This window comes from Sphingobacterium bovisgrunnientis, from assembly GCF_009829085.1.
Taxonomy (GTDB): Bacteria; Bacteroidota; Bacteroidia; order Sphingobacteriales; family Sphingobacteriaceae; genus Sphingobacterium; species Sphingobacterium bovisgrunnientis.
Genome location: NZ_WUQY01000028.1, coordinates 1 through 14,568 on the forward strand (window position 1 = coordinate 1; position 14,568 = coordinate 14,568).

Below are 14,568 nucleotides of genomic sequence, written 5' to 3' on the forward strand. Positions count from 1 at the left end.
TTAATAGCATTTTACTATCAACTAAAGACGCCTGCGAATTGTTAATTGCAGGCGTTTTATGTATTTAAGATATTTCTGGATAAATGCATAGGTATTATTCAACGTTGTTTCCTATGATTGCTAATAAAAGTAAATAATAACCTTTTTCTAGTCCTAATTCTGCTGCTTTTTGTTCAATTGTTTTCATAATCTGATGTATTTATGTTTATAGTTCGATTATGTTTATTCAATTGATGTGCCAAAAAAATATTTGAATTGGGATAAATCTGAAAAATTATTAATCTTACGTATTAAATCCGATGATTAAGGTTTTTGAGACGAGATGAATGTAATAAATACTTATATCTTGAGTATTTTTCCTTCTGTTATTCCCCAAATAATAGATAACCATCTCTCGCACCTTGAATGACTTTTTGAAGTTCGAATTCTTCTAATCCATTAATCAGTGCCTGAAATTCTTTCCATATTGCAGAAAGCTCTTCTTGATGTTGGGATAGGTATGCAAAAGGAAAACCCTCAAATGTATCATATTCATGTAGCTTTTTTAGTATCATCTTATTTCCTAACATAGCACCCAATACAATATAGATCAAACCCAACTTGTAGTGGCGATTCGTATTATTAATAACTACAGGTGATAAATTGTTTTTGATAGTTGATAAATGCTTTACATCAGAATACAGCGCAGATAGTTTCTGTTCCAAAATGATTTCAAATTCTGGCCAATCTAAACTAACTTTTGGAAGAATTCCAGCTATATAATTGTATGATTTAAGAATAAAGTTATGGTAATGTGCTGTGGTAAACTGATTTGAAAATAACAGCTTTGAATGCATCACATCCTCTATTTTATCGTGTAAATCTTGAGTCTCCGTTTTTAGAAGCGTATTATTCATTTGGAAAAATTAATTTAAATGCAGTTCCTTCTCCGACAATACTTTCAAAGCTAATAGTCGCATGTAGTCTGTCTACAATTCGTTTTACAATAGCCATTCCAACCCCAGTTCCTTCAAACTGGCTTGCATTAGCTAAACGTTTAAAGATGCTATAGACATGTTGTTTTTCGGATTCATCGATGCCGATCCCATTATCTTTTATTATATATATCAGCTTATTATTTTCAATAACACTATATACTTCAATTGTAGTTATATTTTTTTTACTACTGAATTTTACAGCATTGTTAATTAAATTCATAAATAGCTGATACAACAATGTTTTTTCTCCATATATGGGGTTAAGATCACCTAATATGATTTCAAAATTTTGAACTTTATGCGTTTGGATAGCCTGGTGAATTATCTGATTAATGAAAGTCTCAGTTGAAACTGTCTCGAAAGGTAAGATGTGTATTGAAGTTTTTGTAGATTCAATAGTCTTATCAATAATTTCGTTTATCAAATGCGCTGCTGCGTGTATATTCTTCGCAAATTTATTGATGATTTCCTTGGACAACTGATCACGTGAATACATGAATTGTGCAGCTGTCATAATTGTTGACAGCGGATTTTTCAGATCGTGAGACAATTCATGTGTATAAGTTTCTAGCTTATTATTCGCTTCTATCAACTGCTCATTAAGGCGTTTGACCTCATTCATTTTGCGCAACATTGATTCTTGAATCAACTTTTGAATGCGCATCAGAAAATCGTGATCAAATTTTGACCATTTCTCAGATTGACCTTTGACATCTTTTTTCCAAAGCTGGAAAGAAGTTCTAGGAGAATAGAGATAAGCATTTTTTTCTTCTGAAAATATTTGATGTTTTTCAGGAACTCCAGCCCATTTTTCTTCAATAAGAATTTCTTTTCTGAACCAATAAATAACAAATTCGTGGTCTTTATCACAACTAAATCGTGCAATACCAGTCCATGAGCTATTATCAATTTTTTTATCATTAGATAAGGTGAAGTTATGCGCAGTATAAATGTTGTCGGCATTTATTTCCTCATTAATGTGCGTGTGAATATCTTCCAGAATATATTCATTTGGTGTTTCTCCAAACCTCAAAATATGGTCAGGAGATTTTATTATTAATCCTGTCGCCGAAAGCGTGCGCATAAATTGAAGCGCAAACTCACCTAAAGTCTTTTCGAAAGATTGATTATAAAACAGTTTTTCTTTTAATTCTAATTCGATTTCACTGATAATTTGATCTTGTTTTATTTGGATACGCTGTCTTTCTACCAAATATTTATTAGCTGCATAATGCGTTACAAAAAGTCCTAAACTCCGTTTATCGTAAGGAATGTATTTATGTGCAATGTTCTGGCAAGCGACTAATCCCCATAATTTATTATCAATAATAATGGAAAAACTTGCGCTCGCGCGTACTCCAAAATTATTTAAATACTGTAAATGTACGGGCGACAGTGCGCGGACTTGAGATTTTGATAGGTCTATATTATGAGCAGAGAGGCCGTAAAGTGGTATTGTCTCCGCCTGTACATCGGAAGTTTGTCTTGATAAATTTTTAAGGTATAGTTGCCTAGCTTGTTGCGGTATGTCAAATTCAGGATAGCGGTAGCCGAGAATAGAATCTTCTTTTAATTTTTTCTTCTCTGCCACTACAATTCCACTATTATCCTCTAAAAACTGATAGACCATTACACGATCAAAATCAATTATCTTTGAAATATTCTCGCACAGCGCCTGCCATACATTATCACTTCTTTCAAAATTCAGTTGAAAATCATTCAGCTGATTTAAAGCAATAACTATACTTTCATTTTTTTCCAGCTCCACGAATATATGTTCTTGAAAGACATATACTGTGAGATTGTAGCATTGGTCGTTTACAATTACTTGTTTTGTGTGAGGATTATCTTCTAAATATGGAATTTGCGTGCTATCAATTTTCGTATCGCTATCTATGTGTTTTAATAATTCATTAATATGAATATTTATTGCGCTAGTTATCCCAATTGGTAACCATTCGTTGCAATTTTCACTTATAGCAATGCACTCACCTAATAAATTAAAAACTACGAGGTAGCCAAAATTTTGGATTCTTCCACATAAATGAATCTGTTCCTCTTCACAGTCTAGTGTTTTTAAGTCTTTAATCATCAAGGTGTGAATAGATGGATTAAATATACTTAATTGTAGGTGATCTAGTCTGTCATATTGTTGATATGTAACTAAGGTGATATAATATTTTTATTGAGGTATAATTATTAATACTGTTGAAACTTACAAAATAATTGTTTATTGATATTTAATAAAAGTCAAACTTGGAAAATCATTTTCCAATAAAAGTAAGTTAATTATTTTAAGAGTATGTATGCTATATGATATCCGCTAATAGATTATTATTCCTTGTGCATATCAAATGAAAATCTTCTCGCAATGCTAAATCCCCATCTGAATTGACCTTTTGTCCAACTACTAGTCGTTTCAGTAATGTATTGCGATTCTTGTACAGCATTTGCATTGGTGAAATTTAGATGAAAAACGTGACCTCCTGTTTCTATCTCTAAGCCTACACCCAATGCATTGTAGAATTTATTTCCGCTGATATTTTCGATATAATCTTTCTTTTCTTTATTCCGAAAAGGAGCAATGTAGTCTGCTATGAGGGCCATAATTTTCGTGAATTTTAATCGTCCTCCGACAACGAGAGCAAAGGTTGTATTTTGTTCACCAAAAGCGGTGTAGTTTTGATGGATGTAGCTCGGAACCACCACTAATGAAAATGCTGAACTAAATTTCCGGGCTATGATCAATTGATTCGCATACGTCAATCTATCTCCAAATTTGGTGAAACTGCTCGCAGCAGTTGGGTGATCTGATTTGTCCATAGCGGAAGTGGTCGCACTTCCAAAAAAAGCTATACTTACAGGTATTTTATTATCGTTTGTTTGTTCTAAAAATTTGTATTTCACATTCGTTTCGAACAATTGTGTTAATTCTGAAGCTCCTTTTGCACGTGCAATTCCAATATTTGAATTATCACTAATTCCATAATCAAAACCAATACGGATATCTGAAGCATGATCCAAACCAAAAAATTGACTAGCACCTGCACCTTTGCCCGCTATATCACCAAATCGGTGATCAACCCAAAATCTAATTCTTTTTTGTGTATGGTTTCGATAGTTTGAATATTTATCAGCTTTCCGGATTTGAATGTTGCGGACACTTTCTCTGTCTCATCCGCTACTGTTACTAAATTTTCTAATGATTCCTGAGCAAAACTTGCTAGTGGTAAAACAAATAGTAAAAGAAGTATATAATTGGTTATTTTATTCATTTCTATTATTTTATAATGTTAATACACTTCTACTTTGTTAAATTGAGCTGCAATCTTAACTTGGATTACTTCGGCTATATTTTTACCAACAATGGATGGAACTTTGATATTATGGTCTACTAACTTTATATCAAAGTTTAAAATAGTAGAGAGCTGATTGTTATTAAGGACAATAGTAGCTTTGGTCGTATAGTCTTTGGTTATACCATGAATAAGTAATTTTCCTGAAATATCTACATTATACGTACCATTTCCTTTAATCTGTTGGGGATTTAAAATCTTTCCTTTGAATTCCGCAAACGGATATTTATCACTTTCCATATAATTCTCATTAAAATGCTCTTGCATAAGTTTCTTGGTAAATTCAAAAGTGTTAATCTTTACTTTGAAAATGATATCACCGTTGTCTAAATTAAAAGCTGCCGCCAGTTTTTGAGTTTTAGCTTGATTATTTTCTATGGGTGTACTACTAAAAAAGGTGATTTGTCCATTTTTAACATTAAAAATATTGGACTGAGCATGCGATGAAAAACTCCATCCCCCTACGATAAATAGGAGACAGCTTTAGATTTGACAGAGGTGAAAGGTGCTGGACAACAGAAATTGAGTGAAATATAGGATTATTGTATACTCAGCCGATTACTAACAGATTAAGTATGAGTACAGGTGCATTGTATTCACGAAAAAAATATGAATCGCCATATAGTTTTTATAAACCTAAAAATCCTTATAAAGGAAGCCATACTCCGAAGGATGTATCGGCGGTCTGTGATGTGTTATCAGTGCCTATTTTGGTTAATCATAAAATTTTTCAAGCTAAATCATATACGATAACAGCGAGTAGAGGTTTGTCAAGTTACATTATGCTGAAAGAAAAATACGATTTCACTTATACTGGTGAAGGGTATAAGTCTTACAATACCAGTTACACTTTGAATGGGAAGAATCAACATTATTTTGGTGTAGCAGATTTCTCCGTTTCTTTTGATTGAAAAATAAATAACAAATTTAGTATAGGAATACGACCGTTTATGCAAATACCATTGACCGGGATTGGATATGGTCGTACAAATTTACAGTCTAGAGGTGTGGCTGTAAGTTTTGGAATTGACCTTAGTAAATTGGATAGCTTTCTTTAACAGAAAGAGAGGTTTTATGACCTCTCTTTTATGTTATTAATTTCCAATTTCATTATCTGTTAAGACAATTTTTGTGATCATATTGTCAGGAGGAATAGGAGATCCTGCGCCTCGATATTCGGCATATATTCTCACTTTACCAATTGAATAATTTGCTGTAAATATATAATTGCCAATAGTGGCAGGTAATAGCTCATATGTTGTTTGATTGTTGTCGTATGAAATCGCCACGCTTACATGACCATCCTCAAAATATCTTTGGTCTAAATCTGCAACATTTTGTTCAAACCTATATGCCTTAGGCTCTGTCTGAACCCATTGATTAGATTTGATAGTGTACACATAACTTACTCCTGGTAGAGCATTAGTTATATATTCTTTTGTGCAGGAACTTAGTGTGGCTAGGGATGCGCTAGCAATAGCTAATGCAATTAGTATGCGTTTCATGTGTATTGAAGTTAAAATAATTAATACTAGTTTTTAAGTGTGACCTCGAATTTCAATAATAGTTTAATGTAGAACGTTATTATTTTAATCTTACATTATTTTATGAAATTACTTTTTCTCTCAATAGTAACATTATCCCCAGTCAAAGCCGACCCATCTTTATCTACTAATGTCAGTTGGATTGTTGTTTCACCATTAGGCAAATTTGTAATTTCGTAAGGAATCCATCTATCCAACATAAATTCTTGACCATTTATTACAGCCTTAACTTTGTTTCCTTCAGGCGAAATATCTGTGTTGACTACAAAAAAATCTAACAAAACAGAATTCGTATCGTCACCTTTGTAATCTCCTTTAGGTCGGCTGTAGAATAAAGATGGTTCTGTCGGTACATTTTGTTCTTCAACCTTGCCGTCCGAATTAACTTTAAATTTGATCAATTTAGATGCGTCAGTGGTCTTTATTGACTCGTGAAAGGAACGAGATAAAAATGATTGCAAATAATGCTCAGAGTTAATCGGCACATTAAACGTATGTTCAGGTTTATACAAAGCCACATATGGTGCATTGTTCAGAATGAAATGGATATGTTGTCCTTCAGCCGAATTTGCCATATGGTGGACATGGTCTGTTTGATCTGTTAAATTAAAGTTATTTACTGCATATTTGATCGTAACTTTAGCGGAATCATTTCCTAATTTTTCTGACGATAATGAAGAAACCGTTAATGTCGCACCTGGAAATTCTTTCGCATGTGGTAATGGTGTGACTTCAATCGCTATTGCGGTATCTGCATATGTTAAAGAGTCTTGTGTTGAATTCGTGTTTGAATTATTGGGTGAATTACACGAAAAAGTAAGGAATAATCCACAAGTAGCGGTTAAAATAAGATTTTTTGATATAATATTTTTCATGAGAAAATGGTTTATTGTAATCAATACTAATTACAACAAACCATCACCTCAAAAGTTTTATGCGAAAGCGACTAAAAGAGCTTCCTTAATAGCTGAAATTGCTGTTGACAAATCTTCTTGCGTATGAGCAGAAGAAATAAAACCTACTTCATAACCCGATGGACCAAAGTAAATTCCTCTATTCAACAATCCACGGTGCATGATTTTATATTTAATCATTGAATTAGGATCAATTTGATCAGCCGATTTAATAGCTTCTTGCGAAGTGAATGCAAACCAAAAAATAGAGCCAATTGTGAAAATCTTCACCTCAAGTTTCTTCTCTTCTATGAAAGCACGGATTTCTTCGACGAAAGCTGATGTTGTTTGCTCTTGTTTTTCGTAGAATCCAGGTTGTGCTAGGATACTTAATGCTGCAATACCTGCAGCCATTGCTACTGGATTACCAGACAAAGTCCCCGCTTGATAAACCCCACCATCTGGTGAAATATGCCCCATGATTTCTGCCGACGCACCATAAGCTCCAACAGGCATACCGCCACCTATGATTTTACCATACGTCAAAATATCAGGCTGAATATCGTAATATGCTGCAGCTCCTTCAAATCCTAAACGGAAACCTGTGATAACTTCATCAAAAATCAATAGAGACCCGTTAGCTTTTGTAATTTTTCGTAAGAACTGTACGTAATCTTTATCTTGAATCAACAAGCCATTATTCGCAGGTACACCTTCAATAATAACAGCTGCGATTTGATCTTTGAAATCCACGAAAACTTGTTCTAGAGCTGCTTTGTCATTTAAGCCGATTACGATAGTTTCATCTGCAAACGCTTTAGGAACACCTGCCGAAGATGTTTCTCCAAAAGTTACTAATCCCGAACCAGCTTTTACCAGTAAAGAATCCGAGTGTCCATGATAACAGCCTTCGAATTTGACGATCTTATCACGTCTTGTATAGCCTCTAGCTAAACGAATTGCTGACATAACCGCTTCTGTACCCGAACTTACAAAACGGATTTTCTCCACATATTTGTTGTTGGAAATAATCAATTCGGCTAACTCATTTTCTAATGCAGTAGGCGCACCAAAACTCAAACCTTTACCCAATTGCGCTTGTACAGCTTCACGGATTTCAGGATTGTTGTGACCCAATATAAGCGGCCCCCAAGAACAACAAAAATCTATAAACTCATTTCCATCGGCATCCCAAAGATGTGCTTTGTCGCCTCTTTCGATAAATAATGGCGTGCCATATACCGATTTGAATGCGCGAACGGGTGAATTTACCCCCCCCGGAAAATAGTTTTTTGCTTTTTCGAAAAGTTCAGCTGACTTTTCTCTAGATATATCTTGTGCTTTCATGTGCTTATTTCAATAGTCTTGCGAAGTTAGAGATTTATATGTAAATTATGTTCATGACCAAGTCAGGAAATGTTAATTATGAGTCGTAAACTGAGAACAGATGAAATTGCTCTTATATCCTTCCTGTTGGAAGGTGCTGAATTAAAAAACATTTTACTTCATATTTAGATAGCTTTTTTGTAGAAGATATGAATGATGGAGGAATGGGAAGTTTAAAATTTTTATATGATTGTGAACAGTCATATGGAGGAGTAATTGTTGAGGCTGAATATATTGATTTGGATGGGGTACTGGTATTAATATCCTTAATAATGACTAAAGAAAATCAATTGTATGAATTAAATGTATTTAAAGGAGACTTCTTATCGTTAAAAAAATTTCCTAAAGTTAGTCAAATTTTAAATAAAAGGATTTTTAATTAATAAAGACTCAAAAATTTCTTGAGCCTTTGTCTTATATTGTCATCTAGACCTCAGGAAGATATCATAAGATTCTTGAGGTCTAGATGAAGTGTTATATAAATTTTACTTTAACCAACCTTTTTCCAATACTTCTTTTGCGTGGTAGGTTAAGATAGAGGTAGCCCCTGCACGGCGGAAACTTAATAAAGTTTCCATAATTACTGCTTCAGACAACCAGCCATTTGCAATAGCCGCTTTTAGCATAGCGTATTCACCTGAAACGTTGTATGCTGCGATAGGTAAATCAAAATTATCGTGTAATAATTTAATCACATCCAAATAAGGAAGACCTGGTTTTACCATTAAGAAGTCAGCACCTTCTTCCATATCCAATTGTGCCTCGATTAATGCTTCTCTGCTGTTGGCAGGATTCATTTGGTAGGATTTTTTGTCACCTTTTTTAGGTGCTGAACCTAGAGCATCACGGAAAGGACCGTAATAAGCAGAAGCGTATTTAGCGGTATACGACATCAACGATACATTGGTAAAGCCATTATCATCCAGAACACTGCGTAAATAACCAATACGACCGTCCATCATATCCGATGGTGCAATAATATCCGCACCTGCTTTTGCATGAGCCAAAGCCATTTTTCCTAAAACCTCAAGCGTTTCATCGTTTAAAATTTCCTCATTCTCCACTATACCATCGTGACCATCTGAACTGTAAGGATCCATCGCTACGTCTGTGATAACGCAAGCTTCTGGGAAGTTTTTCTTTACAGCATCAATTGCACGCAAATACAACGTTCCTTCGCGGTAACTTTCTGTTGCGTATTTATCTTTTAATGACTCTTCGACAGCAGGGAACAAGTCAAACGCTTTCAGCCCTAAATTCATGCAACTTTCTACTTCACGTAGCAAGTTGTCGATTGAATAACGAAAAATGCCTGGCATGGATTTAACTTCCTCTTTTTGATTTTCGCCATCCACGATAAATAAAGGGAATATAAGATTGGCAGCGGACAAGTGTGTCTCTTGAATCATGTCACGAATGACTGCTGATTTTCTGTTTCTTCTAGGACGTTGTAACATGGTATATGTTTTATATGAAAGCCATTTCTAAGAAATGGCTTGTTATACTATTTTATTTGTATTCCAATCCAAAAATTGCTTCAGTTAAGCCCATTTCATCAGGAGAAAAAGGAAGTGAATATTTCAATCCCATTTCTTCGATTGCTTTAGCAGTAGAGTAGCCAATGCAGATGATTTGTTGATCTGGTTCAGCTAAATTTTCTGCAAAGTATGCTTGCACATTACTTGGGCTTGTGAAAATCAACACATCAGCATTTGATTTGTCCACATTTTCTTCCAAAACCGTTTCATAAATAGGCATATCAATGACTGTCGTGTTTTCTGTTAATGCTTTTTGAATACTCATTAACGAATCTTTCGCACGAGGAATAAACACCGTTTGTCCATCCACAACTTTAGCAAACTCTTTTGCAATTTCTTCGGTACTAATGCCCAAATCATCACCTGAGAAATCTGCTACACGACCAAATTTGCGTAATGTCGACTCTGAGCCTCTTCCCAAAACACCAATTTTTGTTTTCTTCAAAATAACTGGATTCAATTTGAAGAAATGCTCAATTGCATTTTTACTGTTAAAGAAAATCCAATCTGCCTTTTTTAGAATAAACGAATCTAGAGTATTGATCGTTGGAAATATTTTAATCAAAGATCTCGCGTCTACAGAAATATTGTGTTTCGCTAACCATTTTGCCAAATAGGAGTTTTCATCCAAATCTCTTGAGATAAAAACAGAAGAAGGCATTTTGCGATCTTTATTGAATTTTTCGAAAATTCGTTGTGCCATACCTTCAGTCGTATCTGACTCTAAGTACAATCTATCTGGAAAATCTTCATTATCCTCTGCGATAGAAGTCCACGATTCGAATTTGCCACTGCGCTCGCGACAGTAAGAGCCAAGAGGAGCGTGGCAACCCGCATCAAACATGTTTAAAACTTTACGCTCAACGGCAATAGTTTTGGCAACAGCTTCGCAGTTTATTTTTTGTAATAAATTAAATAAATCTTGATCTGTTTCACGAATTTGAATAGCTAATACACCTTGTGCTGGCGCAGGAATAATCTCAACTGGTGAAATTTCTTCAATATGAAAATCAGATAAATCCATTTCAATGCGCGTAACACCAGCTTTAGCTAATACAATCGCATCATATTGTTCGTCACGAAGTTTTTGAATACGTGTTTGTAAATTTCCACGTAAATCTGTGAATTCTAAATCTGGACGTACCGATAGCAGCTGCGCTTTACGTCTATTGGATGAAGTGCCTACACTTGCATTGTGTTTTAATGACAAGCGTTTGGTTACATCCACACAATCTTTGTGAATAATAATCACTTCAGAAGGGTCTTCACGCTCCGATACGGCAGCGATGATAAGTCCTGGAGGATTAACCGTAGGTAAGTCTTTGTGGGAGTGAACGGCAAGATCAATTTTAGCAGAAAGTAATTCTTCTTCCAATTCTTTGGTGAAAAATCCTTTGCCTTCTAATTTATCCAAACGAAGATGTTGGATAATATCGCCTTGCGTTTTAATGATTTTTAATTCGGCTTCTACACCGATTTCTGCTAATCTATCTTGTACGAAGTGGGCTTGCCAAAGCGCAAGTTTACTACCTCTAGTTCCGATAATTAATTTTCTATTCACTGACACAAATTTACGTTAACAATTAACGTTGCAAATTTAGCCAAATAGAACCACTTTATGACCCTTTTAGTGTCAGAATAAAGTATCTTTTGCTTGGAATAAGATAAGGAATTAGTTCTTTTCGAATTCGGTGTTTTTTACCAAAATTTCTTTTGCCATCACCATTGGAACTTTGATGTATTTCTTTTCCATATAGTTGATAACTTTTTCCAAAACCTCACGCGCTTGGGGATCAAGATTGTTTAAGTCTTGCGCAAAAACCTCATTCATTGCGATAGCACGAATCTCTTTAATTTTATCGGGAACCTGACGCATAGCGACTTCTACGCGACGTTGTTTAATAATAGGAAGAAATTCTTTAATATTCGCTTCAATGATCGTTTCAGCACTTTCTAATTCATTATAACGCTCTTGGATATTCTTCTCGGCAATAGCTTGCAATCCACGTACTTCGATGTAGTGAATAGAATTTTTAGCTAAAACATCAGCATCAATATCATTTGGAATTGCTAAATCAACAATGACTTTTTTGTCTGTGTCACCATTTAATAAGCTTTGGTACAAATCATTGTCAATTATTGAACCTGCAGCACCTGTACAGGTAATCATTACGTCGAAACCTTGTTTGTAATTCGCTAATTCAGTCAAAGGATAAGCTTCACAGTTTAACTCCTGAGCTAATTTTTTAGCATTTTCCAACGTGCGATTGAAAACGACGAAATTAGAAAGTTTATGTTTTTTAAGGTATTTAGCAAAGTTTTGGTTTGTTTCGCCAGAACCGATTACTAAAATTCTAGGATTTTCTGCTAATTTGATTTCTTTCAACTTGCGGTAAGCCAACGAAACTACAGAGATGGGATTGCGTGAAATGTTTGTATAAGTGTACACTTCTTTTGCTGTTTTTACCAGTCTATCCATCATTAATCGAAGGAAATCACCAGTAAAACCCGCTTCACGACATTTTTCGTATGCACGACGAACCTGTGCTAAAATTTCTTTTTCCCCAACAACCAAACTCTCTAAAGAGCAAGACATGCGGAACAGATGATTTAAAGCTTCTAGTCCAGTGTAACGTGTTACTTGACCTAAATAACAATGAAGACGATCTGCAGGAACACAGAAATTCATTTTTTGCATAAATTCTGCAATGAACTCATCTGTCAATTCATGGGCACCATAAAAGACAAACTCCACACGATTACACGTTGCTATGTAGAATACTTCTGGAATATCTAAGGTATTTTTAAGATTGATTAATCTAGCATCTAACTCTTCGTTACAGATAACTAAATTGCCCAAATCTTTCAGGTCAACGTGTTTGTGTGTGAATGCTATAACTTTTAAATTCTTCAACGCTTTAACTTTCTAGCTCAAATAACTGTTGCAAATGTAGACTAAAACCTTGGTTCTTCTGTCAAAAATCTGTCAAACCAATTAATTTAGAAAGACTCTAAATAATCGGTTTTTTATTTTCAAATAATTGATTATCAGTTTGTTTTAGATTAAACTTAATGTCATTATGACCTATGTCATATAATTAAAATCTATTTTGTAATATCAATCATAATTTGGGGTGAGGTAAGTACATTAATTTGCTTTCAAATACCTTGTTCAAATATAGGAATTAAAATATTTGGGCATATAAAATTGTAAATTTACCTTTACCATTATGTACATACTAAGAAAACCTATCGCACTATTGGGTATCGCCGTGAGCGCTTTATCAACTGTATTCTGTCCATTCCTAAAAGTGCCTCTCAAAGGTAACTGGAATCTTTATGAAACAGATACCAGCTTATTTTTAATCACATTAGGGATACTCGGATTGAATGTTTTATTTTTCGTGTCACGAAAAATAGCATTGTTTCGTTTCACATCTATAGTTTATTTGATTTGGAGTATTCTAGGTTTGATTGCTGTTTATTTCAAGATCAACAATTATTTCGGAATGAAACTCGTTGATGGTTTACTAGCAAAAACATTACATATACAATGGGGATGGGCTGTACTTATATTAAGTGCATTGGTGATGGTATGGAGTGTGAAAAAAGTAAAAGAGATTAATTAATGAGACATAAACAAATCAATAATACGCCTATTAATCAAATCATGCTGATTTTGATTATTCTGCTTATATGTATACTGATATTTAAAAATCTGCTGTATTATTTACCTGGTTTTCTAGGCGCAATTACTTTGTACATATTATATCGAAATTCGTATTTCAAACTCACCGAACAGCGGAAGTGGAATAAATCATTAGCGAGTGTGGTATACATATTAATATCTATTGTCTTCATTGTATTACCGATATGGGCTATTGTAGATTATTTAATTCCTCAGGTCAGAAGCTTTTTGAATAATACGGATCAGATCGTATTACAGTTTAATCAGGTTAAATCTTTTATGGCTGATAAACCTTTACTGCAAGATATAGATTTGTCCGATGAAGCACTTCTAAATTTTCTACAAAGATTGACACGGTATATCCCGAGTATCTTGAATTCTGTAATGGAAGTTGGAGTAAATTTATTAGTCGCTCTCTTCGTATTGTACTTTATGTTGGTGCATGGTCGTATAATGGAACAATATATTGATCGTGCTATACCATTTTCGAATACCAGTAAAAATGAAATATGGGCTGAAGTAGATTTGATGGTACGCTCAAATGCTATTGGCATTCCGATTTTAGGACTATGTCAAGGACTTGTTGCTATGCTTGGGTATTGGATTTTCGGTGTAGAGACTTTTATCCTCTTAGGTATATTGACCGGGGTATCATCCATTATTCCTGTCTTAGGTACAATGACAATTTACATTCCGGTATGCATCACCGTATTTGCTACTAGTTCTTTAGGTAATGGCATTGGGTTGACTTTATATTGCTTTTTGTTGGTAGGAGGAATAGATAATATTTTGCGTTTCACCATTTTAAAAACTTTAGGAAACGTACCTCCGTTGATTACTGTATTTGGGGTTTTGTTGGGGTTGAATATGTTTGGCATGTTGGGTTTAATTTTTGGACCGCTGATATTGTCGTCTGTAGGCGTTTTAATCAAGGTTTATTCGAATGAATATGGAAAAGGTAACGCAATCGATATACTAGATTTAAAATTTAAATAAGTAAGCACTTACTTTTTTTTAAATTTTTCTTTTGTAATCCATTTGAACTCATTATGTTTGTAAGACTAAGGGAGATGAAAGAATGAAACTTTGTGAGTATTTACTCACGAGTGAATAACCAAAAAACAAGATTAATGATAGACCAGGATGTCTTAAAACTTCAAAGATATTTTCTATCCAATTATAAAAC

The 14,568-nt window shown here is 34.2% G+C and carries 15 protein-coding genes; 4 read left to right on the top strand and 11 right to left on the bottom strand.

What is annotated here, in order from left to right; all coding sequences use genetic code 11:
- Positions 1–365: 365 nt before the first annotated feature.
- From GOQ16_RS12910 to GOQ16_RS12925, 5 genes are all read right to left on the bottom strand, one after another.
- Positions 366–896, bottom strand: coding sequence for a biliverdin-producing heme oxygenase (locus tag GOQ16_RS12910; protein WP_160069660.1), 531 nt, complete (start codon positions 894–896; stop codon positions 366–368).
- Complete coding sequence (locus tag GOQ16_RS12915; RefSeq protein ID WP_160069661.1) at positions 889–3,069, bottom strand: ATP-binding protein; 2,181 nt, start codon at positions 3,067–3,069, stop codon at positions 889–891. Before GOQ16_RS12915 ends, GOQ16_RS12910 begins: the two co-directional genes overlap by 8 nt.
- Positions 3,070–3,311: 242 nt before the next feature.
- Positions 3,312–4,130, bottom strand: a complete 819-nt coding sequence (locus GOQ16_RS12920) for a DUF5777 family beta-barrel protein (protein WP_317163815.1) — start codon at positions 4,128–4,130, stop codon at positions 3,312–3,314.
- A complete protein-coding gene (locus GOQ16_RS17685; RefSeq protein WP_204987485.1) occupies positions 4,037–4,252 on the bottom strand; it encodes a hypothetical protein in 216 nt (71 codons plus the stop codon). The genes GOQ16_RS12920 and GOQ16_RS17685 overlap by 94 nt, the downstream gene beginning before the upstream one ends.
- A gap of 18 nt (positions 4,253–4,270) precedes the next feature.
- Positions 4,271–4,801, bottom strand: coding sequence for a YceI family protein (locus tag GOQ16_RS12925; RefSeq protein WP_160069697.1), 531 nt, complete (start codon positions 4,799–4,801; stop codon positions 4,271–4,273).
- A 107-nt stretch (positions 4,802–4,908) separates the two neighbouring features.
- On the opposite strand from GOQ16_RS12925, the gene GOQ16_RS12930 reads away from it, so the two are divergent.
- On the top strand, positions 4,909–5,244 hold the full coding sequence (locus tag GOQ16_RS12930) for a hypothetical protein (protein ID WP_160069662.1): 336 nt from the start codon (positions 4,909–4,911) through the stop codon (positions 5,242–5,244).
- A 183-nt stretch (positions 5,245–5,427) separates the two neighbouring features.
- Here GOQ16_RS12930 and GOQ16_RS12935 read toward each other — a convergent pair whose 3' ends face one another.
- The 3 genes from GOQ16_RS12935 to hemL all read right to left on the bottom strand — a co-directional run bounded on the left by GOQ16_RS12935 (position 5,428) and on the right by hemL (position 8,117).
- Complete coding sequence (locus GOQ16_RS12935) at positions 5,428–5,838, bottom strand: hypothetical protein (protein WP_149915593.1); 411 nt, start codon at positions 5,836–5,838, stop codon at positions 5,428–5,430.
- 95 nt (positions 5,839–5,933) lie between these two features.
- Positions 5,934–6,752 carry a hypothetical protein gene (locus GOQ16_RS12940; RefSeq protein ID WP_223225407.1) on the bottom strand — a complete coding sequence of 273 codons (819 nt, stop codon included), beginning with the start codon at positions 6,750–6,752 and terminating at the stop codon, positions 5,934–5,936.
- Positions 6,753–6,809: 57 nt separating this feature from the next.
- Positions 6,810–8,117: a glutamate-1-semialdehyde 2,1-aminomutase gene (hemL, locus tag GOQ16_RS12945; protein ID WP_160069663.1), complete on the bottom strand. Its 1,308-nt coding sequence runs from the start codon at positions 8,115–8,117 to the stop codon at positions 6,810–6,812.
- Positions 8,118–8,257: 140 nt separating this feature from the next.
- Between hemL and GOQ16_RS12950 the strand changes: the two genes are divergently transcribed.
- Positions 8,258–8,539 (top strand): DUF6984 family protein, encoded by a 282-nt coding sequence (locus tag GOQ16_RS12950; RefSeq protein ID WP_438865731.1) that lies wholly within the window; start codon positions 8,258–8,260, stop codon positions 8,537–8,539.
- Between the two features lie 102 nt (positions 8,540–8,641).
- Here the strand turns inward: GOQ16_RS12950 and hemB are convergent, their stop codons facing one another.
- The 3 genes from hemB to hemA all read right to left on the bottom strand — a co-directional run bounded on the left by hemB (position 8,642) and on the right by hemA (position 12,608).
- The gene (gene hemB, locus GOQ16_RS12955) at positions 8,642–9,613 is read right to left on the bottom strand and encodes a porphobilinogen synthase (protein WP_160069665.1); all 972 of its coding nucleotides are present in this window, start codon (positions 9,611–9,613) and stop codon (positions 8,642–8,644) included.
- Positions 9,614–9,665: 52 nt separating this feature from the next.
- Positions 9,666–11,255 (bottom strand): hydroxymethylbilane synthase, encoded by a 1,590-nt coding sequence (hemC, locus tag GOQ16_RS12960; RefSeq protein ID WP_160069666.1) that lies wholly within the window; start codon positions 11,253–11,255, stop codon positions 9,666–9,668.
- A 111-nt stretch (positions 11,256–11,366) separates the two neighbouring features.
- Complete coding sequence (gene hemA, locus GOQ16_RS12965; RefSeq protein WP_160069667.1) at positions 11,367–12,608, bottom strand: glutamyl-tRNA reductase; 1,242 nt, start codon at positions 12,606–12,608, stop codon at positions 11,367–11,369.
- Between the two features lie 316 nt (positions 12,609–12,924).
- Here hemA and GOQ16_RS12970 point away from each other — a divergent pair, with 316 nt between their 5' ends.
- Together GOQ16_RS12970 and GOQ16_RS12975 are read left to right on the top strand one after the other, a co-directional pair.
- Entirely contained in the window at positions 12,925–13,323 is a 399-nt protein-coding gene (locus tag GOQ16_RS12970; RefSeq protein ID WP_160069668.1) for a hypothetical protein, read from the top strand.
- Positions 13,323–14,378, top strand: a complete 1,056-nt coding sequence (locus tag GOQ16_RS12975; protein ID WP_160069669.1) for an AI-2E family transporter — start codon at positions 13,323–13,325, stop codon at positions 14,376–14,378. Before GOQ16_RS12970 ends, GOQ16_RS12975 begins: the two co-directional genes overlap by 1 nt.
- The last annotated feature ends 190 nt before the right edge of the window (positions 14,379–14,568 follow it).

Coding starts and splice junctions, on each gene's coding strand:
- GOQ16_RS12910 (WP_160069660.1), bottom strand. CDS start 896: ATGAATAATACGCTTCTAAAAACGGAGACTCAAGATTTACACGATAAA.
- GOQ16_RS12915 (WP_160069661.1), bottom strand. CDS start 3,069: ATGATTAAAGACTTAAAAACACTAGACTGTGAAGAGGAACAGATTCAT.
- GOQ16_RS17685 (WP_204987485.1), bottom strand. CDS start 4,252: ATGAATAAAATAACCAATTATATACTTCTTTTACTATTTGTTTTACCA.
- GOQ16_RS12930 (WP_160069662.1), top strand. CDS start 4,909: ATGAGTACAGGTGCATTGTATTCACGAAAAAAATATGAATCGCCATAT.
- GOQ16_RS12935 (WP_149915593.1), bottom strand. CDS start 5,838: ATGAAACGCATACTAATTGCATTAGCTATTGCTAGCGCATCCCTAGCC.
- GOQ16_RS12940 (WP_223225407.1), bottom strand. CDS start 6,752: ATGAAAAATATTATATCAAAAAATCTTATTTTAACCGCTACTTGTGGA.
- hemL (WP_160069663.1), bottom strand. CDS start 8,117: ATGAAAGCACAAGATATATCTAGAGAAAAGTCAGCTGAACTTTTCGAA.
- hemB (WP_160069665.1), bottom strand. CDS start 9,613: ATGTTACAACGTCCTAGAAGAAACAGAAAATCAGCAGTCATTCGTGAC.
- GOQ16_RS12970 (WP_160069668.1), top strand. CDS start 12,925: ATGTACATACTAAGAAAACCTATCGCACTATTGGGTATCGCCGTGAGC.
- GOQ16_RS12975 (WP_160069669.1), top strand. CDS start 13,323: ATGAGACATAAACAAATCAATAATACGCCTATTAATCAAATCATGCTG.